Origin of the sequence: Streptomyces sp. NPDC012825 (genome assembly GCF_042900925.1) — a bacterium.
In the GTDB taxonomy this organism is placed as follows: Bacteria; Actinomycetota; Actinomycetes; order Streptomycetales; family Streptomycetaceae; genus Streptomyces.
On the sequence record NZ_JBIBBZ010000015.1, the window covers coordinates 128,359 to 146,577 of the forward strand.

Below are 18,219 nucleotides of genomic sequence, written 5' to 3' on the forward strand. Positions count from 1 at the left end.
CGGGGCCGGGTCGTCGGTGTGCGGGATGCCGTTCGTCCCGCACACCGGCGGCCCGGCCCCGTCCCGTGTGCGCCCTGCTGGTGCGCGCACGCCTCCCTGTGGTTATCTGATGCCATGACCGTGCTCGTGACCCGCCGCCACGTCGATTACGTGCGTGTCACCACCACGGCCTGTTCCGTCGTGAGCTGACTCCGTCCTCCGACGTTCGACCCGCTCCTTCCCCGCATCGCGCCGACCGCCGAGCCCTGCCCGTGTCCGGGCACGGACGCGCGCCGTCGGCCCGCGGCGGCATCAGCATTCCCGTTCCGCATCCGGGCATCGCCGTACCCGCGTCCAGGCGTCGCCCCACCCGCACCCAGGGAGAACCATGAGCCCGAACCAGCCCGTCGACTCCGTCACCGCGGGCCACACCCCCGAGGACGAGCACCCCGGCCCCGACACCTCGGCGTGGTCCTTCGAGACCAAGCAGGTCCACGCCGGTGCCACCCCCGATCCCACGACCGGCGCCCGCGCGACGCCGATCTACCAGACGACGTCCTACGTGTTCCGGGACACGCGGCACGCGGCCGACCTCTTCTCGCTGGCCGAGCCCGGCAACATCTACACCCGCATCCACAATCCCACCCAGGACGTCTTCGAACAGCGCGTCGCGGCGCTGGAGGGCGGTGTGGCCGCCGTGGCACTGGCCTCCGGGCAGGCCGCGGAGACCCTGGCGATCCTCACGCTCGCGAGCGCCGGGGACCACGTCGTCTCCAGCGCGTCGCTGTACGGCGGCACGTACAACCTCTTCCGGCACACGCTGCCGAAGCTGGGCGTCGAGGTGTCCTTCGTCGACGATCCCGACGACCTGGACGCCTGGCGCGCGGCGATCCGGCCGCGCACCAAGGCGCTGTTCGCGGAGTCGCTGGGCAACCCGCGCGGCAACGTGCTCGACATCCGGTCGGTCGCGGACGTGGCGCACGAGGCCGGCGTGCCGCTGATCGTGGACAACACCGTGCCGACTCCCTATCTGCTGCGGCCCATCGAGCACGGCGCGGACATCGTCGTGCATTCGGCGACCAAGTTCCTCGGCGGGCACGGGACCACCGTCGCGGGTGTCGTGGTCGACGGCGGGACCTTCGACTTCGGCGCCCGTGCCGAGCGGTTCCCGGACTTCACCGAACCCGACCCGAGCTACCACGGCCTGCGGTACTGGCCCGCCCTCGGGCCGGGCGCCTTCGCCGTCAAGCTGCGGGTGCAGCTGCTGCGCGACCTCGGGCCCGCGCTCTCCCCGCACTCCTCCTTCCTGCTCCTCCAGGGCGTGGAGACGCTCAGCCTGCGCATCGAACGGCACTCCGCGAACGCCGGGGCCCTGGCCGAGTGGCTGGAGCAGCGCGACGAGGTCGCCGCCGTCCACTATCCGGGGCTGGAGTCCAGCCGCTGGTTCGAGGCGGGACGGCGGTATCTGCCGCGCGGCGCGGGCGCCGTGCTCTCCTTCGAGCTGCGGGACGGCGTGGAGGCGGGCAAGCGGTTCGTGGACGCCGTCGAGCTGTTCAGCCACCTCGCCAACATCGGCGACGTACGCAGTCTCATCATCCATCCGGCGTCCACCACGCACAGTCAGCTGGACGCGGAGCAGTTGACGGCCTCCGGCACCTCCCCCGGGCTGGTGCGCCTCTCGGTCGGCATCGAGAACCTCGCCGACCTCAAGGCGGACCTGGAGGCCGGGTTCCGCGCGGCGAAGGGCGCGTCCTGAGCACCGTGCCGACGCCGTCCCGGGTCCCCCTCCCGCCGGCCTCCGGGGGCTGGCGGGAGGGGGACCCGCCCGGGCGGCGCCAGTGGTACATGCGCGAGCACCCGCTGGCGCTGGAGGCGGGTGGTGAACTCGGGGGTGTGCGGCTGGCGTTCGAGACGTGGGGGCGGCTCGCGCCGGACCGGCGCAACGCGGTGCTGGTGCTGCACGCCCTCACCGGCGACAGTCACGCCGCCGGGCCCGCCGGGCCCGGTCACCCCACGCCCGGCTGGTGGGACGGTCTCATCGGCCCGGGGCGCGCGCTGGACACGGACCGCCTCTTCGTCGTGGCGCCGAACGTGCTCGGCGGCTGCCAGGGCAGTACCGGCCCGTCCTCGCCCGGCCCGTCGGGGAGGCCGTGGGGCGGTGACTTCCCGTTCCTGACGCAGCGCGACCAGGTCGCGGCCGAGGCCGGTCTCGCCGACGCGCTGGGCATCGGGCGCTGGGCCCTCGTGGTGGGCGGATCGGTGGGCGGCATGCGGGCGCTGGAGTGGGCGGTGTCGTACCCGCTGCGTACGGAGGCGCTCCTGCTGCTCGCCACGACGGCCGTGGCGAGTGCCGAGCAGATCGCCTGGGCCGGCGTCCAGCTGCACGCCGTCCGCTCCGATCCGGACTGGCACGGCGGCCACTACCACCGCACCGGCCCGGGCCCCCGTGCCGGGCTCGGCCAGGCCCGGCGGATCGCCCACCTGACGTACCGCAGCGAGCCCGAGCTCCAGGCCCGCTTCGGCCACTCGCCCCAGGGCGAGGAGGACCCGTGGCGGGGCGGCCGGTACCGGGTCGGGTCCTATCTGGACCATCACGCGGCCAAGCTCGTGCACCGCTTCGACGCGGGCAGTTACGTCGTCCTGTCCGAGGCCGCGAACAGTCACGACGTCGGGCGCGGCCGCGGCGGCGTGCGCGCCGCGCTGAGCCGGGTGAGCGCGAGGACGCTGGTGGCCGCGGTCGACTCCGACCGTCTCTACCCGCCGTCGCAGCAGGGGGAACTGGCGGCCGGCATCCCCACCGCGGACGACCTCCGGGTGATCCGGTCGCCGTACGGCCACGACGGGTTCCTCGTCGAGACGGAGCAGGTCTCCGCGCTCGTACGCGAACTCCTGCGCACCGAACGCCCCTCGGCGTCACCGGACCGTGCGCCGTCCCGATAGCGCGGCGGCCGGGGGCCGGCCCGGCCGCGTTCGACGGGCGCGTACTGGACGGCCCGCAGGTACCGGACGGCCCGCAGGTGCCGACGCGACCGGACTCCCGCGCGTCCGGGCCGACTCGGCACCTGTTCGCTGCCGCCCGCCGGACAAGGCGTTCCAAAAGGTGGACGCGGGTTGGTGCCGGGTCGCGGCTGTTGTAGAAATGGGCCTCATGAACTCCGAGTCCCTGGTGCGCCGCCTGGTCATCGACCTGTGCCGTCGCCCGGGCTCGTGTTGTCGCTGACCCGGCTTCCTTCCGGTGCGCCCCGCCGTGCGGTGATCCCACCCGCACGGGGGCGGTCTTCGCGTCCTCGCGCAGGACGCGCTCCCCCTCTTCTCGTTCCGCATCACACCCGCCCGGGGCCGGCGGCCGTCTCCGACCGCCGATGCCGATCGCCCGTGCCCCGGCGGCGTCTCTGGAGGACCGCATCGTGTCCACGACCACGCCTGTCAAAACCGCCGGCGGCGTCCCGCCGGCCGTCACCGGCGCGCCCGGTCCCCGCGTCCCGGCACCACGTGCGCGGGCGCGGCTGCGCCATGCCGCGCTCCCCCTCGGCTCGTTGCTGCTCTTCCTCCTGCTGTGGCAGCTGCTCGCCGCGAGCGGGACGTGGAGCGCGACGCTGGTCCCGCCGCCGGCCAGGGTGTGGGACGCGTTCGTCGACGTCTCCACCACGCACGACGGCGTCCGCGGATACAACGGCACCACGCTCGTCGAGCACCTCGGCATCAGCCTGCGGCGCATCGCGCTCGGTGCCGGCATCGGCATCGCGGCCGGAGTGGTCCTCGGGCTGGTCATGGGCACCGTCGGCTGGGTGCGCTCGCTGTTCGAGCCCTGGATCACCTTCCTGCGGACGCTGCCGCCGCTGGCGTACTTCTCGCTGCTCATCATCTGGCTGGGCATCGACGAGGAACCCAAGGTGACGCTGCTCGCCGTGGCCGCGTTCCCGCCCGTGGCGGTGTCCACCACCGCGGCCGTGGTGGCCGTGTCCAAGAGCCTGGTCGAGGCGGCCCGCGCGCTCGGCGCGTCGCGGTGGGACGTCGTCAGGGACGTCGTCGTGCCGTCGGCGCTGCCGGAGACGCTCACCGGGGTCCGGCTCGCCGTCGGCGTCGCCTACTCCTCCCTGGTCGCCGCCGAGCTGGTCAACGGTCTGCCCGGCATCGGCGGCATGGTCAAGGACGCGGCCAACTACAACAACACGCCCGTGGTCGTCGTCGGCATCATCGCCATCGGCGTGTCCGGCCTGGTCATCGACGGCCTGCTGCTGCGGCTGGAACGCGCGGTCGTGCCGTGGCGGGGCCGGGCGTAGGCCCCGGTTCCCCCCCTTCGCGCGGGCTTCCCGCTCCCGCGTACAGCCTCTCCACCCACACCCTCGTCGCACAGAAACGGCTCCGCCATGCCCCGTGTCCCCCAAGGTCCGTCCCGTCGTCTCCTCCTCGCCGGCGCCCTCGCCGCCGTGTCCGCCGCCGTCACCGGCTGCTCCTCGGACGGCGCGGCGTCGGGGTCCGGCGGCGCGAAGCGGTTGCGCGTCGGGTATTTCGCCTTCCCCAGCGGCGACCTGCTCGTGAAGAACAGGAAGCTGCTGGAGAAGGCGCTGCCGGACCACGAGATCAGCTGGATCAAGTTCGACTCGGGCGCGAGCGTCAACCAGGCCTTCATCGGCAAGTCCCTCGACATCGCCGCGCTCGGCTCCAGCCCGTTCGCCCGGGGGGTGTCCGGCGACTCCCCCATCCCGTACAAGGTCGCGTGGATCCTCGACGTCGCCGGTGAGAACGAGAGCCTCGTGGCACGCAAGGAGACCGGCATCACCGAGGTCGCCGGGCTGAAGGGCAAGAAGATAGCGACGCCCTTCGCCTCCACCGCGCACTACAGCCTGCTGGCGGCCCTGAAGGCCGCGGGTCTCTCGCCGTCCGACGTCCAGCTCATCGACCTCCAGCCGCAGCCGATCCTCGCCGCGTGGCAGCGGGGCGACATCGACGCCGCCTACGTCTGGCTGCCGACCCTGGACGAGCTGCGCGAGACCGGCACCCAGCTCACCAGCAGCAAGGAGATCGGCGCGGCGGGCAGGCCGACGCTGGACCTGGCCGTGGTGTCCGACGACCTGATCGCGCGGGACCCCGGGGCGATCAAGGCCTGGCGCAAGGCGGAGGCCGAGGCGCTGCGCCTGCTCGCGTCCGACCGGAAGGGATCGGTCGCGGCCGTCGCGGCCGAGCTCGGCATCAGCGCGGCGGATGCGGAGGCGCAGCTCACGCAGGGCGTGTTCCTCACCCCGGAACAGGTCGTCTCCGCCGACTGGCTGGGTACCGACGGCAAGCCGGGCAAGCTGCTCGGCTACGTCACCGACACCGCTCGTTTCCTGGCGGAGCAGAAGCAGATCGACGCCGCTCCGTCCGAGGCCGCCGTGCGCGGGGCGTTCCACCTCGAAGGGCTGTCCGATGTCCTCAAGTGAGAGCGGTGCGGCGGGAGTCGCGGTCGACACCGGGCGGGCCGGTGCCGTCCGTCTCGACGGCGTCGTCCACCGGTACGGCCGCGGCGGCGAGGCCTTCACGGCCGTGGGGCCGGTCGATCTGGCGGTCCCGGCCGGGGAGTTCCTGGTCCTGGTGGGTGCCTCGGGCTGCGGCAAGAGCACGCTGCTGCGGTTGATCGCCGGCTTCGAGCGGCCCACGCAGGGGTCGGTGCGGGTCTCCGGCGGTGAGCCCCGGCCCGGCGCGACGGCCGGCGTGGTGTTCCAGACGCCGCGGTTGTTCCCGTGGCGGACCGTGCGGGGCAACATCGACCTGGCACTGCGGTACGCGGGCGTGGACCGCGCGCGGTGGCCGGAGCGGCGCGCGGAGCTGCTGGCCCGGGTCGGTCTTGAGGGCACCGAACGGCGGCGCGTCTGGGAGATCTCCGGCGGTCAGCAGCAGCGCGTCGCGATCGCGCGGGCCCTCGCCGCCGAGAATCCCCTCCTCCTGCTCGACGAGCCGTTCGCGGCGCTGGACGCCCTCACCCGGGAACGGCTCCAGGAGGACGTCCGCCGGGTGACCGGACGGACCGGCCGGACCACGGTGCTCGTGACGCACTCGGCCGAGGAGGCGGTGTTCCTGGGCTCGCGCATCGTGGTGCTGACCAGGAGCCCCGGGACCGTCGCCCTGGACCTGCCGATCGGCCTGCCGCGCGGTGACGTCGACGCCGAGGAGCTGCGCAACTCCCGTGAGTTCACCGACCTGCGCGCACGGGTCTCCCACGCGGTCAAGGACGCCGCGGCGGCCTGACCGGAACCCCATGGAAAGGACACACAGGTGAGCATCCTCAGCGAACGGCCCGCCGCGCCGGCGATCCCGGTCGTCGAACTCGGCCCCCACTTCGGTGCCGAGGTCCACGGCATCGACCTCGGCCGCCTCGACGACGCGCAGGTCCTGGCCCTGCGCGAAGCGCTCGTGGCGTACAAGGTGCTCTTCGTGCGCGGCCAGCACGGGCTGGACGACGCCGCGCAGATCGAGTTCGGCAGACGGCTCGGCGAGGTCACCGCCGGGCACCCGGTCCACGACTCCGGCGACGTGGCGCCCGAGGTGTACGCGCTGGACAGCCAGGACAACGGGTTCGCCGACGTGTGGCACACCGACGTCACCTTCGTGCGGCGGCCGCCGGCGATTTCGATACTGCGGGCCGTCGTGCTGCCTCCCCACGGCGGCGACACCAACTGGGCGGACGGCCAGCTCGCCTACGAGTCGCTGTCGCCGGGGCTGCGGGACTACGTCGACACGCTCACCGCCGTCCACGACGGCACCCGGGAGTTCGGCTACTACCTGGCCCGGCAAAGGCAGGGGCGCGGCAACCTGTGGGAGGGCGAGGTGGTCACCCACCTCACGCCGGTGGAGCACCCGGTGGTGCGGGTGCATCCCGAGAGCGGCCGCAAGGGCCTGTTCGTGAACCCCGGCTTCACCTCGCACATCGTGGGGGTGTCGGAGCACGAGAGCCGGGGACTCCTGGACATCCTGTACGCCCACCTCACCAAGCCCGAGCACGTCGTGCGGCACCGCTGGCAGCCGGGGGACGTCGCACTGTGGGACAACCGCAGCACGGCCCACTACGCCAACCGGGACTACGGCGACCGGCACCGCGTCATGCACCGCATCACGCTGCGCGGCGACGTCCCGGCCGGCCCGGCGGCGCGCGTCCGGCACGCCGGTCCCCGGACGCCCGGATCGGTCGGGCCCGGGGAGTAGGCCCTAACGCACCACGCGGTGGCGGAGGTAGACGAACTTCGGGTGGAAGGTGCGGGTCTCGACGAGTTCGAGGTCCACCCGGCGCTCGTTCCGGGGGAAGAACGGGATGCCGCCGCCGACGAGTACCGGGTGGACCACGGCCCGGTACTCGTCGATCAGGTCCGCCGCGGCCGCCTCGGCGGCGAGGGTGGCTCCGCCGATCGCGATGTCGCCCTCCCCCGGCTCGGCCCGCAGCCGCCCGATCTCCTCCGCGGGGCTGCCGGAGGCCAGGCGGGCATGGCCCCGCACCGCCGACAGGGTCCTGGAGAACACCACCTTCGGGAGCGGGTTCCAGAGCGAGGTCCACTCGCGCTCCGCGTCGTCGAGCGAACGGTCCCGGTCGGCGGTCTCCCAGTACAGCATCGTCTCGTACAGCCGCCGCCCCAGCAGGTGGACGCCGACCTGCCGGATGTCGTCGATCCAGAAGCGGAAGACCTCCTCGTCGGGCTCCGACCAGTCGAAGCCGCCGTCCGGCCCGACGATGTAGCCGTCGAGCGAGACGTTCATCGAATAGGTCACACTGCGCATCGGAAGTCCTCCTCGGTGCCGGGTTCGACAGTAAGACCGCCGGACGCCGGAAAACTCGTCGCGACGCGCTGGATCTCCTGGCCGGACCACCTCACGAGGACACGACGAGCGGAACGCCGACGGACCTCGGCACGCGGACCGGACGTCAATCCCCCCGGAGTACCTCGTCCTCGCCGGTGGTCGCCACCACGCGCACGTTGTCGAGGTGGAGGAGCGGTGCCCCGTCGACCGGACACCGCGGGCCGACCGACGGGCGACGGACCCGGCCGCCGGCGGCGAGGACACGGGCGACCGCGACCTGGAACACGTCGTGCCCGGCGGGGCAGACGGGGTCGGCCGGTGCGTGGAGTGCCTCGCCCGGCCGAAGGGACGAGGGCGGGGGCGGAGGCGCCGCGAACCTCCAGGAGGATCCGCCCGCGTGGACGTCTCCGTCCGCCATGCCGACCGGCAGGCAGCAGCCCTCGCAGAAGCACTCGCCCCCGGCCACTTCGAACCGGTCCCCCTCGCACCACCGGCAGACGACGGGCGTGATCACGACCCGCCCGAACGGCCCCCGGAGGACCGTCGAGCCCAGCAGCGACAGCAGGCTTCCGTCCTCCGCCGCCGGTCCGGTGCTCCGCACGTCCTCGCTCTCCGTGGCAGGGATCTCCGCACGGTGCCCGTCGGGGGGACGGCCCCGTATCGGTGGCCCCGCCTCGGGGCCTCGGTCTCGACGTCCTGTACCGGCACGCGGCGGACGGTACTCCCGGTCGGCACTCGCTGCTGATGGTCGGGGGGACCGACGCTGCCCGGCGCACGGCCGGGAGGCGCCTCCGTCGACGGAGGCGCCTCCCGGGAACGCGGTGGATCGGGGATCAGAAGACGCTGACGCCGTAGGCGCTGAGGGCCTCGGTGACGGGCTGGAAGAACGTGGTGCCTCCGCTGGAGCAGTTGCCGCTGCCGCCGGAGGTGAGGCCGAGGGCGGTGGTCCCGGAGAACATGGCGCCGCCGCTGTCGCCGGGCTCGGCACAGACGTTGGTCTGGATGAGGCCGTAGACGACGTCGCCGTTGCCGTAGTTGACGGTGGCGTTGAGGCCCGTGACGGTGCCGCCGCGCAGACCGGTGGTGCTGCCGCTGCGCTGGACGGACTGTCCGACGTAGGCGTTGCCGGCGCCGGTGATGTCGCGGTAGCTGCCGTTGTAGAGGTAGACGCGTCCGTCGGCGGCGGAGGCGTTGGAGTGGCGGATGAGGCCGTAGTCGTTCGTGGGGAAGCTGGTTCCGGCCCGCGTGCCGAGGACGGTGGTGTTGGCGGAGTTGGTGTACCAGGTGCTGCCGATGTTGGTGCAGTGTCCGGCCGTCAGGGCGTAGTAGGTGCTGCCGCTGCGGACGTTGAAGCCGAGGGAGCAGCGGCCGCCCCCGGCGTAGATGGCCTGGCCGCCGGCGATGAGCTTGTTGATCTTCCCGGCGGTCCGCTCGATCTTCAGGTTCTCGGCGTTGTCGCCGGCGGCCTTGCGCAGGGTCGCGATCTCGGCCTGCGAGACCGTGGAGTCGACGGTGACGACGACCTTTCCGGTGGCCTGGTCGGTGTACCAGGCGGAGCCGGCCACGTCGGCCTGGAGGACGGCGCTGCTGGTGGTGGCCAGCGCGGCGGCGGTGGCCCGCGCGGTGTCGGCCTGCTGCGCCGAGGAGGTGGGGGCGGTCAGGGCCGAGGCGGCCACGAAGGCGCCGAGCACGGCGACCAGCCGGCTGCCCCGGGTGATCCTGACGCGACGGGACGAACGGTTCACTGCATCCTCCGGTGGGGGTGGTCGGGCCGCTGGGGTGCGTGGCCCGGTGGAGTACGGATCGGCGGTGGTGACCGCCATGAACCTGTCAACTGCTTGGGGGGAATCCTTGACTCCGTGCCGTGGTGCCGCAAGGTGTCCTTTCAGCCGCTCTACGCGCGTCCACGCGACAGGGCGCACCCCACAGGATCGAACAAATAACCACTCCCCTCTTCGCGTTCGCCTGAAAGCTCGTCAGCAAGTTGCAGAAGGCGGTTGCGTTTCGGAACGCCATCCCGCCTCGGAGCCCGGCCCCTTGGGCCCCGAAGAGGCGGAAGGCGCAGCTCCGCTCGCATGCGGCTCCGTCGGCCGCCCGCTCCGGCCCCACGGGACGGTCACGCGCTGACGCAACGGGCGGCGAATGCGCGAGGACGTGAACGGCGCCACGCAGGCCTCCCTCGCGCCGTGGCGAACTCGCAGGCCCGGACTCCGCGACCGGAAAAGCCACCGTCCCGACCGGGCGCGTACACGGCAATGATGTCCATTCATCCGATCCGCCACATGGCTGAATTCATACGCCTGAAGATGTGACAGACCCGGTTCCGGTCCAGGGCCGGCCGTCTCGCTCGCAGGAGAGTCACCCCCGGGGCGTGCCGGGTCGCGCCGGTCCGCACGGCGGGTCCTCCCGGGTCACCCCGAAGCCGGACACCCAGCGCCCCGACGCGTGACGCGAACAGAAGAAAACCACTTCGCACATCTATTCCGTGAGCCACGCGCCCTGCTAGAAGAGTGACTCCCCCTCATCCCCAAGGAGCTCCTTGTCATGCGCGCAACCAAGTTGAGATGGGTCCTGTCCACGTTCCTGGCCGCGTCGGCCCTCACTCTGGGTCTCGTCCAGCCCGCCTCCGCCACCGCCACGGCCGGGGAGCGTTACGTCGCCCTCGGCGACTCCTACTCCTCGGGGGTGGGCGCCGGCAGCTACCTGTCGGACAGCGGCAGCTGTCAGCGCAGCAGCAAGGCCTACCCGTCCCTGTGGGCGGCGGCCAACGCCCCGGCCTCGTTCGCGTTCACCGCCTGCTCGGGGGCGACGACCAGCACGGTCAGAAGCGGTCAGCTGGCTCCGCTCAGCAGCTCCACCACGCTCGTCAGCGTCACCGCGGGCGGCAACGACGTCGGTTTCGCCGACGTCATGCAGACCTGTGTACTGCAGAGCGAGGCGACCTGCGTCAACGCGGTGAACAACGCCGTCGCGCAGGTCAACGGCACCCTTCCCGGCAGCCTCTCGTCGCTCTACGGGGCCATCCGCAGCCGCGCGCCCCAGGCCCGCGTGGTGGTCCTCGGCTATCCGCGCTTCTACCAGTTGAACGGCACCTGCATCGCCGGCCTGAGCGAGACCGAGCGCGCCGCGATCAACCGGGGCAGCGACGCCCTCAACGGCATGCTCGCCAAGCAGGCCGCCAACGCGGGCTTCACGTACTCCGGCGTCGTGGACGAGTTCACCGGCCACGAGATCTGCTCCGCCAACGCCTGGCTGCACAGCCTCACGGTGCCCGTCTCCAACAGCTACCACCCCACCGCCGCCGGCCACTCCGGCGGGTACCTCCCGGCCTTCCGCTCCGTCGTCTGACCGCTCGCGCGGAGGCGGTGTCCGCCTCCGCCACAACCGGGGAAACGGCCTCCGAATCGGTGTCCGTTCATCGGAAAACACCATGCGGAATCCTCCCGATTGGAGTTAAGCCACAACCGTCCGGTAGGGGGCGAAATCAGCCCTTGAACCAGGAGAGAATTCCGGTCGCACCGTCCGATAAATCAAGAGGAACAATTCGTGCGACCAAGACTCTTCGGCATGACCGCCTCCGTGGCCGCATTCGGTCTGCTGGGTTCTCTCGTCACCGCCTGCGGCTCGTCCGAAAGCGGCGGGACGACGCTGCGCCTGGTGGCGCCCGAGTACGGCAACAGCCCCGCGACCGGCTCCAAGGCGTACTGGGACGGGCTGGCCACCGCCTTCACCGCCGCCCACCCCGGCAAGAAGATCGAGGTGACGCTCTATCCGTGGGCCGAGGTCGACCGTGAGGTCACCCGCATGGTCCAGGAGGGCAACGCTCCGGACGTGGCACTGCTGGGCGCGTACTCCGACTTCGCCGCGCAGGACCGCCTTTACCCCGCCAGTGAGGTGCTGTCGATCAGAACGGAGGCGAATTTCCTGCCGCCGCTCGTGGAGGCCGGATCGGTCGACACCGTCCTCTACGGTCTGCCCTTCGTGGCCAGCAGCCGACTGCTCTTCTACAACAAGGAGTTGTTCGAGAAGGCCGGGGCGAAGCCGCCGAAGACCTGGTCGGAGCTGAAGAAGGCGGCCGAGGCGCTGAAGACGGCGGGCGTGTCCTACCCGTACGCCCTGCCGCTCGGCCCCGAGGAGGCGCACGCCGAAGCCCTGATCTGGGAACTCAGCAACGGCGGCGGATACACCGACGTCCGGGGGGAGTACACCCTCGACTCCGACCGGAACACCCAGACGTTCCGCTGGATCAAGGACAACCTGGTCGAGCCGGCCCTGACCGGCCCGGTCCCGCCGGCCGAGCTCAACCGGGAGGACGCCTTCGCCGCCTTCCTGCACGGCGAGGTCGGCATGGTCAACGGCTACCCCTCGCTCCTTCACGAGGCAACGGAGAAGGGCATGAAGGTCGGCACGCTGAGCATGCCGGTGTCCGACACGCTGAGCGACGACGAGACCCCGCCGGCGGCGGGCGTCGCCGACTGGATGATGGCCTTCAAGCACGAGGGCAATCGCGAACTGGTCGGCTCGTTCCTGAACTTCGTCTACCAGGACAAGAACCTCAACGAGTTCGCCGAGCGCTACCACCTGCTTCCGTCGACGGTGTCCGCCACCCAGGTGTCCCAGGACGCGGCGGCGGACCCCAACGCCGAGCAGTTCCTGATCGCGTTGCGCGGTGCCCAGCTCTACCCGGTCAACGAACCGTCCTGGCTCCAGGTCAGCGACACCATCAAGCGGAACATCGGCAAGGCGGTCGCGCCCTCCGCCGACCCGAAGGCCGTGCTCGAACAGATCGCCCGGCAGGCCCGGGAGGCGAAGGAGTCGGAGTGACAGGGCGACGCCCCCCGTCCCGCGGGGGGGGCGTGATGTCGGTGCGGAACGCGGAAGGGCCCGGCTGACATCCTGGAACCATGAATCCTGAGGAGCCGCACTCCCGTCCTCTTCTGGTGGTGGACGGGGCCAACGTCGTGGGATCGGTGCCCGACGGCTGGTGGCGCGACCGGCGGGGGGCCGCCGAACGGTTGCGCGACCGGCTGGCCGCCACCGGTGGCCCGGTCGACGGCCCGTACCCGGGTCCGTACGACATCGTCCTGGTCGTCGAGGGCCGCGCCCGGGGTGTCGCCTCCGTACCCGGTGTGCGGATCGAAGAGGCTCTCGGCAGCGGTGACGACCTGATCGTCGCGCTGGTCCGGGAGGCGGCCGGTCGCCCGTGCCTGGTCGTCACGGCCGACCGGGAGCTGCGCGAGCGCGCGCAGAAGGAGGGTGCCCGGTGCGTGGGCCCCCGCGCCCTTCCTCCGGCGTCCGCCTAGCCCGACGGCCGTCCGGTCCGGCGGCGGCCGGCCGGGCCCAGCGGCTCTCGGCGGATCTCGGCAGGGTGCTTCAGGAAGGTTCTTCCCGCGCCCCGCCCGTCCCGTCCTCCGGAAAGCCGTCCAGCAGGTGGCCGAGCGTTCCGAGGACCAGACGGCAGATCTCGTCCGGGTCCGCCTCCGCCAGGGGGCGCTTGCCCACGACCACGCGCATCAGGCCGATGCCCAGCAGCCACGACAGGGCGAGGTCCGCCCGCAGTGCGCCGTCCTGCCGTGTGCTCAGCTCCGCCAGGGCCTTGGCGTACGCGTCGCCCAGCGCGGTCACCGCCGTCGACACCTCGTCGCCGCCGCCCACCGAACGCAGCATCGTCTTCAGCGACCGGCTCGCCCCCGGGGCCCCGGCCGGGTCCGCCGGCGGATGGAGCAGGCTGCGCAGCACCGTCTCCACGAGCCGCTCCGGCGGAGTGTTCCGCAGCTGCTCGTACCCGCCCTGCGCGACCACCTCGCCGAACAGCGCCTGCTTGGAACCGAAGTGCCGGAACAGCAGGGCCTGGTTCACCCCGGCCCGGGCGGCGATCTCCCGCACCGTCGCCCGGTCGTACCCCCGCTCGGCGAAGAGCGCCGACGCCGCGGCGAGCAGCCGCTCCCGGGTGCCGCCACCCCGTACACCGCCGTCCGGTACGGACCGCTCCGCCGCCTCCTCCCGTCGTACGGGCGTCCGCTCCGGCACCGTTCTGTCGGCCCTCGCCCGCGTCATCCCCGCCGCCCTCCGTACACCCGCCGTCCGTCACCCGAACGGCGCAACGGCCCCATTGACCGCCTCCGGAGACCACCCTAGGTTCTGTAAGCACCTGCTTACACAACGGAGGTGCCGCATGACCGCGACGACGGACCCCACTCCCCTGGACTATCCGTTCAACGAGCCCGAAGGACTCGGCCTCGCCGAGGCGTACGCCGAAGCGCTGGAGCGGCCCGGACTGTTACGCGTCCGGATGGCGTACGGCGAACCCGCCTGGCTCGCCACCCGCTACGCCGACGCCCGCCTGGTCCTCGGCGACCGGCGCTTCAGCCGCGCCGAGGCCGTCAAGCACGACGAGCCGCGCCAGTCCGAGGCGCAGCAGGACACCGGCATCCTCGGCATGGACCCGCCCGGCCACACCCGGCTGCGCACCCTGGTCGCCAAGGCGTTCACGGTCCACCAGGTCGAGAAGCTGCGGCCCCAGGTGCGCGAGCTGGCCCACGGGTTCCTCGACGAGATGGAGGCCGCGGGCCCGCCGGCCGACCTCGTGGAGTCGTACGCGCTGCCGATCCCCGTCGCGGTCATCTGCCGCATGCTCGGCGTGCCGGAGGAGGACCGTCCGAAGTTCCGGGTGTGGAGCGACGCGGCGCTGTCCACGAGTTCGCTGACCGCCGAGGAGTTCTGGCGCAGCCGTGAGGAGCTGCGCGCCTACATGGCGGCGCTCATCGAGGACCACCGCGCCCGCCCGCGCCCCGACCTGATGACCGGGCTGATCGAGGCCCGCGACACCGGCGACCGGCTCACGGAGCTGGAGCTCGTCGACCTGTGCGTGGGCATCCTCGTCGCCGGGCACGAGACGACGGCCAGCCAGATCCCCAACTTCGTGCACGCCCTGCTCGACCACCCCGACCAGTTCGCTCTGCTGCGCGAGCGGCCCGACCTGATCAAGGGGGCCGTCGAGGAGCTGCTGCGGTTCGTCCCGCTCGGCAGCGCCGCCGCCTTCCCCCGGTACGCCACCGAGGACGTCGAGGTGGGCGGCACCCTGGTCCGGGCGGGAGAACCGGTGCTCGTGGCGATCGGCGCCGCCAACCACGACGCCCTGAAGTTCACCGGCCCGGGGCGGCTCGACGTCACCCGCACCGGTGTCCAGCACCTCGGCTTCGGGCACGGCGTCCACCACTGCCTGGGGGCGCCGCTGGCCCGTCTGGAGCTCCAGGAGGCGGTCCTGGCGCTTCTCACCCGCTTCCCCGGCCTGCACCTGGCGGGAGACGTGCGGTGGAAGAACCAGATGCTGGTGCGCGGTCCGCGCGAGATGCCCGTGGGCTGGTGAGCGCGATGGCCTGGACCACCGAGGTCGACCGGGGGATGTGCATGGGCTCGGGCATGTGCGCCGGGCTCGCCCCGGACCTGTACCGGCTGGAGGGTGACACGGCGGAGCCGGTGCGCCGGGAGATCGCCGAGGACGAACGGGCCCTGGACGCCGCCGACTCCTGCCCGGCGCTCGCCATCACCGTCCGCGCGGGCGCCCGGACGGTGGGTCCCCGCCACTGACGGAACCGGCCCCGGGCGTGCCGGGCCGGTGCGCGTCCTTCCTGTCGGCCGCCTCCGGGCCGGTCGGCAGGAAGGGACGTGCGGGCCGTCCGGCCGGGCCGCCCGCCACGGACGGGCGCCCGTCGTGAACGGGCTTCCATCAGCCGGGTGTTCGGACTTCAGGAACTCCTTTCGTAGAAAATTTCAAATTCCTGCAAGTCTTGGGCGTGCGTAAGGAGGGAGGGGGTCAGACCTCCATCTCCTCTTCGACACGGCGCAGTTGGTGCCGCGCCATGGCGAGGTTGGCCTTGTGCTTGTCGAGGACGAGGTAGAGGAAGAGGTTGGTCTTGCCCCTCCCCTTCCCCAGGGTGATGAGGTGGTACTGGTTGCCCAGGGTGATGAGGATGTCGTCGATCTGCTCCTGGAGACCGAGGAGTTCCATGGTGTGGATCTTGGCCCGGATCACGTCGGTGTTCGCCGCGACCGCCACGTGGATGTCGAAGTCGCGTCCACCGCCGAGGGACCCCAGGGCCATGCCGCTGGTGTAGTCGCCCACCGCGGCGGCGAGGCTGCCTTCCACCCGGGTCATGATCTCTTTGAGAGAGACTTCCACGTTCGCCATGGGCTGCCGCCTTTCCTCGCGGGATGCCGGGCGCCTCGTGCGCCCGTCGACGTGACGCTACCCATCCCGCCCGTTCGACGGGGGTGCTTTGCCCGAACGCGTGGACACCGCGGCTCCGCCGGGCGGTCAGTGGCGGGGCGAGGCGTCGAGGTCCGCGAGGAGCGCGGCCTGGCCCTGGAGCACTCCGGTGAGGATGCCGCGCGCGACCCGGAGGAGCTCCGCGACCTCGCCGTTCACCAGGCGGTAGTACACGCTGACGCCCTCGCGGCGCGTCAGGACGAGGTTCGACCTCCGCAGCACGGCCAGTTGCTGGGACAGTGCCGCCGGCTCCACGCCCACCTCCAGCAGCAGCTCCGAGACGGCGTGCTCACGGATGCTGAGGAGCTCCAGGACCCGGATGCGGACCGGGTGGCCGAGCGTCTTGAAGAAGTCGGCCTTCAGTTGGTAGAGCGGTGTGCTCACCTCGGTGGCCTGTTCGCCGCCCGCCGCCCTGGGTGCGCGTGTTGGCACGGTGGGCCCCTCCCTGGCTACGAGGCGGCCGTCGTCGATCCGCCGGTGGTGTGGCCCCACGATCCCAGACTCCCGCACCGCCGCACACCCGACTCCGCACATCGGGGCCCCGGAGGGGCTGTCGGCCTGGTCGCGGATTCGGACCGCGGTCACATGGTAAGGGCGGCACCGGGCATACGGACGACGATCGCACCGGAGGCGGGAACGCCCGAACCGACCGTCCGCCCGCATACCGAGGACAGGGAGACACCGTGCCTCTGACATTCCGCAAGAGCTTCAGGATCCTGCCCGGCGTCCGCCTGAACATCAACCGCGGGTCGTGGTCGATCACGACCGGTGGGGGCAAGTACGGTCCACGTCACACCCGTAGCAGTACCGGACGCCGGACCACTTCCGTGAATCTGCCCGGCCCCTTCGGCTGGCGCAGGAGCAGTCGCGGTTGAGCCGTGCGGCTGATCCGTACGGCCGCACCGTGTTCCGGGGCCCTGCGGCCGGCGTCCCGAAGCCCCTGCGCGACGTCAGAGGTCGATGATCCGGAGCGCGAAGAAGAGCGCCACGGAGAGCGAGCCGAGCAGGATGAGGGAGACCCAGATCATGGGGTGCTCCCAGACGCCCCCGTCGGGTCGCTCGGGATGGGCGGAGGAGATGGAACCCTCGACGGGCGGGGTCTCCTCGGGGGGTACGAGCGGTTCGGCCATGATCGCTCCTCCGATCGGTGAGGCGTACTCGCTGTCGTCTCCACGGTTCCCCGACGGGGAGACCGGCACCAGTCGCGTCGTTCTTGCGTCGAAACGCGGCATCGGGGGCGTTCGCCGCGTGCCGGGCGTCCATCGCATCGGGCAGCTCGCTCCGAGCCATCGCCCCTCCTTCGCGGGCCCGGCTCCGCCGCGTCCGGACATCCGCCGCGATCGGGTCGGCCGAGCGGCCCCCTCACCACCTGCGCCGTTCCTCCGTCGGCGGTTCGGGCGACGTCTCGGTGCGGCCGCCCAGGAGCTGGTACGGCCTGAGCCGGCGCGTCCCGTCCGCGAACGGCGTCCGGACGGGGTGCCGGTATTCCGACGTCCTGCCGGGCCGCCGGTCAGTCGCAGGACGACGCGGCTGGGAGGTGGGGTCGGGAGGCGGAAGCTCCTCGTCCCGGATCCTCGCCCCGAGGAGGAAGGCGCCGATGATCACGGCGACGACGACGAGCCCGACCGATGCCTGGGCCAGTCCCGTCTGCCAGACGGCAGCGGCGTTCGTGAAGGGCACGGAACCCGACGCATATGCGCTCATGTCATGTCCCTGCGGTCGGGAGGAGCGGAGCCGTCGCGCACGGGTCGCGGTGGTCGCCGTTCCTCCTGTGATCGACATCTCGAAAATGTCGCTTCGGGGATCTTTCGACCGACATGAGCCTGTCGGATGCACCGTGACACCGCGCGGTCGCGCAGGGTTCCAGGACACCGCCCGCGGTGCGCGTGGCACCGGACCGTGACCCGTACGCACGGACGGCGGAAGTACCGAAGCGCTGTTCGCACACGGGGCCGGGTCACACGTCTTCCCGCGTCGCCCGCATCCGGGGAGGCTCGCACGCGGAAGAAGGGGAGCCACACCACGACGCTTCCGGAGATCACCCTTCCCATGTCCGATCAGCATGATCCCGCCCCGTACGACGCCCTGCTGCTGCTCTCCTTCGGCGGACCCGAGGGCCCGGACGACGTGGTCCCGTTCCTGGAGAACGTGACGCGCGGCCGCGGCATCCCGAAGGAACGGCTCAAGGAGGTGGGGCAGCA

At 72.1% G+C, this 18,219-nt stretch carries 21 protein-coding genes; 13 read left to right on the plus strand and 8 right to left on the minus strand.

Going from position 1 to position 18,219, the window contains the following annotated elements:
• The first annotated feature begins 367 nt into the window (after window positions 1-367).
• From ACFY7E_RS26000 to ACFY7E_RS26025, 6 genes are all read left to right on the plus strand, one after another.
• Window positions 368-1,735 (plus strand): bifunctional o-acetylhomoserine/o-acetylserine sulfhydrylase, encoded by a 1,368-nt coding sequence (locus ACFY7E_RS26000; protein ID WP_389488778.1) that lies wholly within the window; start codon window positions 368-370, stop codon window positions 1,733-1,735.
• A 5-nt stretch (window positions 1,736-1,740) separates the two neighbouring features.
• Complete coding sequence (locus tag ACFY7E_RS26005) at window positions 1,741-2,919, plus strand: homoserine O-acetyltransferase (protein WP_389488780.1); 1,179 nt, start codon at window positions 1,741-1,743, stop codon at window positions 2,917-2,919.
• A gap of 566 nt (window positions 2,920-3,485) precedes the next feature.
• Window positions 3,486-4,262, plus strand: a complete 777-nt coding sequence (locus tag ACFY7E_RS26010) for an ABC transporter permease (RefSeq protein ID WP_389488821.1) — start codon at window positions 3,486-3,488, stop codon at window positions 4,260-4,262.
• Window positions 4,263-4,349: 87 nt separating this feature from the next.
• Window positions 4,350-5,402, plus strand: a complete 1,053-nt coding sequence (locus ACFY7E_RS26015) for an ABC transporter substrate-binding protein (protein ID WP_389488782.1) — start codon at window positions 4,350-4,352, stop codon at window positions 5,400-5,402.
• A complete protein-coding gene (locus ACFY7E_RS26020) occupies window positions 5,389-6,207 on the plus strand; it encodes an ABC transporter ATP-binding protein (protein WP_389488785.1) in 819 nt (272 codons plus the stop codon). Before ACFY7E_RS26015 ends, ACFY7E_RS26020 begins: the two co-directional genes overlap by 14 nt.
• A 27-nt stretch (window positions 6,208-6,234) precedes the next feature.
• Window positions 6,235-7,161, plus strand: coding sequence for a TauD/TfdA dioxygenase family protein (locus ACFY7E_RS26025; protein ID WP_389488787.1), 927 nt, complete (start codon window positions 6,235-6,237; stop codon window positions 7,159-7,161).
• 3 nt (window positions 7,162-7,164) lie between these two features.
• Here the strand turns inward: ACFY7E_RS26025 and ACFY7E_RS26030 are convergent, their stop codons facing one another.
• The 3 genes from ACFY7E_RS26030 to ACFY7E_RS26040 form a co-directional block, all read right to left on the minus strand.
• The gene (locus ACFY7E_RS26030; RefSeq protein WP_389488789.1) at window positions 7,165-7,728 is read right to left on the minus strand and encodes a dihydrofolate reductase family protein; all 564 of its coding nucleotides are present in this window, start codon (window positions 7,726-7,728) and stop codon (window positions 7,165-7,167) included.
• A gap of 145 nt (window positions 7,729-7,873) precedes the next feature.
• A complete protein-coding gene (locus tag ACFY7E_RS26035) occupies window positions 7,874-8,350 on the minus strand; it encodes a hypothetical protein (protein ID WP_389488792.1) in 477 nt (158 codons plus the stop codon).
• Between the two features lie 232 nt (window positions 8,351-8,582).
• Window positions 8,583-9,494, minus strand: coding sequence for a S1 family peptidase (locus tag ACFY7E_RS26040; protein WP_389488794.1), 912 nt, complete (start codon window positions 9,492-9,494; stop codon window positions 8,583-8,585).
• A 799-nt stretch (window positions 9,495-10,293) separates the two neighbouring features.
• Between ACFY7E_RS26040 and ACFY7E_RS26045 the strand changes: the two genes are divergently transcribed.
• The 3 genes from ACFY7E_RS26045 to ACFY7E_RS26055 all read left to right on the plus strand — a co-directional run bounded on the left by ACFY7E_RS26045 (window position 10,294) and on the right by ACFY7E_RS26055 (window position 13,052).
• Entirely contained in the window at window positions 10,294-11,097 is an 804-nt protein-coding gene (locus ACFY7E_RS26045) for an SGNH/GDSL hydrolase family protein (protein ID WP_389488797.1), read from the plus strand.
• Window positions 11,098-11,316: 219 nt separating this feature from the next.
• Window positions 11,317-12,573 (plus strand): extracellular solute-binding protein, encoded by a 1,257-nt coding sequence (locus ACFY7E_RS26050; RefSeq protein ID WP_389488799.1) that lies wholly within the window; start codon window positions 11,317-11,319, stop codon window positions 12,571-12,573.
• A gap of 80 nt (window positions 12,574-12,653) precedes the next feature.
• Complete coding sequence (locus tag ACFY7E_RS26055; RefSeq protein ID WP_389488802.1) at window positions 12,654-13,052, plus strand: NTP pyrophosphohydrolase; 399 nt, start codon at window positions 12,654-12,656, stop codon at window positions 13,050-13,052.
• 70 nt (window positions 13,053-13,122) lie between these two features.
• Here the strand turns inward: ACFY7E_RS26055 and ACFY7E_RS26060 are convergent, their stop codons facing one another.
• Window positions 13,123-13,806 carry a TetR family transcriptional regulator gene (locus ACFY7E_RS26060; protein ID WP_389488804.1) on the minus strand — a complete coding sequence of 228 codons (684 nt, stop codon included), beginning with the start codon at window positions 13,804-13,806 and terminating at the stop codon, window positions 13,123-13,125.
• Between the two features lie 118 nt (window positions 13,807-13,924).
• On the opposite strand from ACFY7E_RS26060, the gene ACFY7E_RS26065 reads away from it, so the two are divergent.
• On the plus strand, window positions 13,925-15,118 hold the full coding sequence (locus ACFY7E_RS26065; RefSeq protein WP_389488806.1) for a cytochrome P450: 1,194 nt from the start codon (window positions 13,925-13,927) through the stop codon (window positions 15,116-15,118).
• 5 nt (window positions 15,119-15,123) lie between these two features.
• Window positions 15,124-15,339 carry a ferredoxin gene (locus ACFY7E_RS26070; protein ID WP_389488808.1) on the plus strand — a complete coding sequence of 72 codons (216 nt, stop codon included), beginning with the start codon at window positions 15,124-15,126 and terminating at the stop codon, window positions 15,337-15,339.
• A 226-nt stretch (window positions 15,340-15,565) separates the two neighbouring features.
• Here the strand turns inward: ACFY7E_RS26070 and ACFY7E_RS26075 are convergent, their stop codons facing one another.
• Together ACFY7E_RS26075 and ACFY7E_RS26080 are read right to left on the minus strand one after the other, a co-directional pair.
• Window positions 15,566-15,940, minus strand: a complete 375-nt coding sequence (locus ACFY7E_RS26075; RefSeq protein ID WP_125656902.1) for a hypothetical protein — start codon at window positions 15,938-15,940, stop codon at window positions 15,566-15,568.
• A 126-nt stretch (window positions 15,941-16,066) separates the two neighbouring features.
• Entirely contained in the window at window positions 16,067-16,402 is a 336-nt protein-coding gene (locus tag ACFY7E_RS26080; RefSeq protein WP_383446293.1) for an ArsR/SmtB family transcription factor, read from the minus strand.
• Between the two features lie 299 nt (window positions 16,403-16,701).
• On the opposite strand from ACFY7E_RS26080, the gene ACFY7E_RS26085 reads away from it, so the two are divergent.
• Window positions 16,702-16,893 carry a DUF4236 domain-containing protein gene (locus tag ACFY7E_RS26085; protein ID WP_389488810.1) on the plus strand — a complete coding sequence of 64 codons (192 nt, stop codon included), beginning with the start codon at window positions 16,702-16,704 and terminating at the stop codon, window positions 16,891-16,893.
• A 75-nt stretch (window positions 16,894-16,968) separates the two neighbouring features.
• Here the strand turns inward: ACFY7E_RS26085 and ACFY7E_RS26090 are convergent, their stop codons facing one another.
• Complete coding sequence (locus tag ACFY7E_RS26090; protein WP_125656896.1) at window positions 16,969-17,148, minus strand: DUF6480 family protein; 180 nt, start codon at window positions 17,146-17,148, stop codon at window positions 16,969-16,971.
• Between the two features lie 232 nt (window positions 17,149-17,380).
• Window positions 17,381-17,722, minus strand: a complete 342-nt coding sequence (locus ACFY7E_RS26095) for a DUF6479 family protein (protein ID WP_389488812.1) — start codon at window positions 17,720-17,722, stop codon at window positions 17,381-17,383.
• 345 nt (window positions 17,723-18,067) lie between these two features.
• On the opposite strand from ACFY7E_RS26095, the gene ACFY7E_RS26100 reads away from it, so the two are divergent.
• Window positions 18,068-18,219 (plus strand): ferrochelatase (locus ACFY7E_RS26100; protein WP_319008850.1); only part of this gene is annotated, 152 nt, incomplete at its 3' end.

Coding starts and splice junctions, on each gene's coding strand:
- ACFY7E_RS26095 (WP_389488812.1), bottom strand. CDS start 17,722: ATGAGCGCATATGCGTCGGGTTCCGTGCCCTTCACGAACGCCGCTGCC.
- ACFY7E_RS26090 (WP_125656896.1), bottom strand. CDS start 17,148: ATGGCCGAACCGCTCGTACCCCCCGAGGAGACCCCGCCCGTCGAGGGT.
- ACFY7E_RS26050 (WP_389488799.1), top strand. CDS start 11,317: ATGACCGCCTCCGTGGCCGCATTCGGTCTGCTGGGTTCTCTCGTCACC.
- ACFY7E_RS26020 (WP_389488785.1), top strand. CDS start 5,389: ATGTCCTCAAGTGAGAGCGGTGCGGCGGGAGTCGCGGTCGACACCGGG.
- ACFY7E_RS26060 (WP_389488804.1), bottom strand. CDS start 13,806: ATGACGCGGGCGAGGGCCGACAGAACGGTGCCGGAGCGGACGCCCGTA.
- ACFY7E_RS26055 (WP_389488802.1), top strand. CDS start 12,654: ATGAATCCTGAGGAGCCGCACTCCCGTCCTCTTCTGGTGGTGGACGGG.
- ACFY7E_RS26015 (WP_389488782.1), top strand. CDS start 4,350: ATGCCCCGTGTCCCCCAAGGTCCGTCCCGTCGTCTCCTCCTCGCCGGC.
- ACFY7E_RS26065 (WP_389488806.1), top strand. CDS start 13,925: ATGACCGCGACGACGGACCCCACTCCCCTGGACTATCCGTTCAACGAG.
- ACFY7E_RS26000 (WP_389488778.1), top strand. CDS start 368: ATGAGCCCGAACCAGCCCGTCGACTCCGTCACCGCGGGCCACACCCCC.
- ACFY7E_RS26045 (WP_389488797.1), top strand. CDS start 10,294: ATGCGCGCAACCAAGTTGAGATGGGTCCTGTCCACGTTCCTGGCCGCG.
- ACFY7E_RS26075 (WP_125656902.1), bottom strand. CDS start 15,940: ATGGCGAACGTGGAAGTCTCTCTCAAAGAGATCATGACCCGGGTGGAA.
- ACFY7E_RS26030 (WP_389488789.1), bottom strand. CDS start 7,728: ATGCGCAGTGTGACCTATTCGATGAACGTCTCGCTCGACGGCTACATC.
- ACFY7E_RS26070 (WP_389488808.1), top strand. CDS start 15,124: ATGGCCTGGACCACCGAGGTCGACCGGGGGATGTGCATGGGCTCGGGC.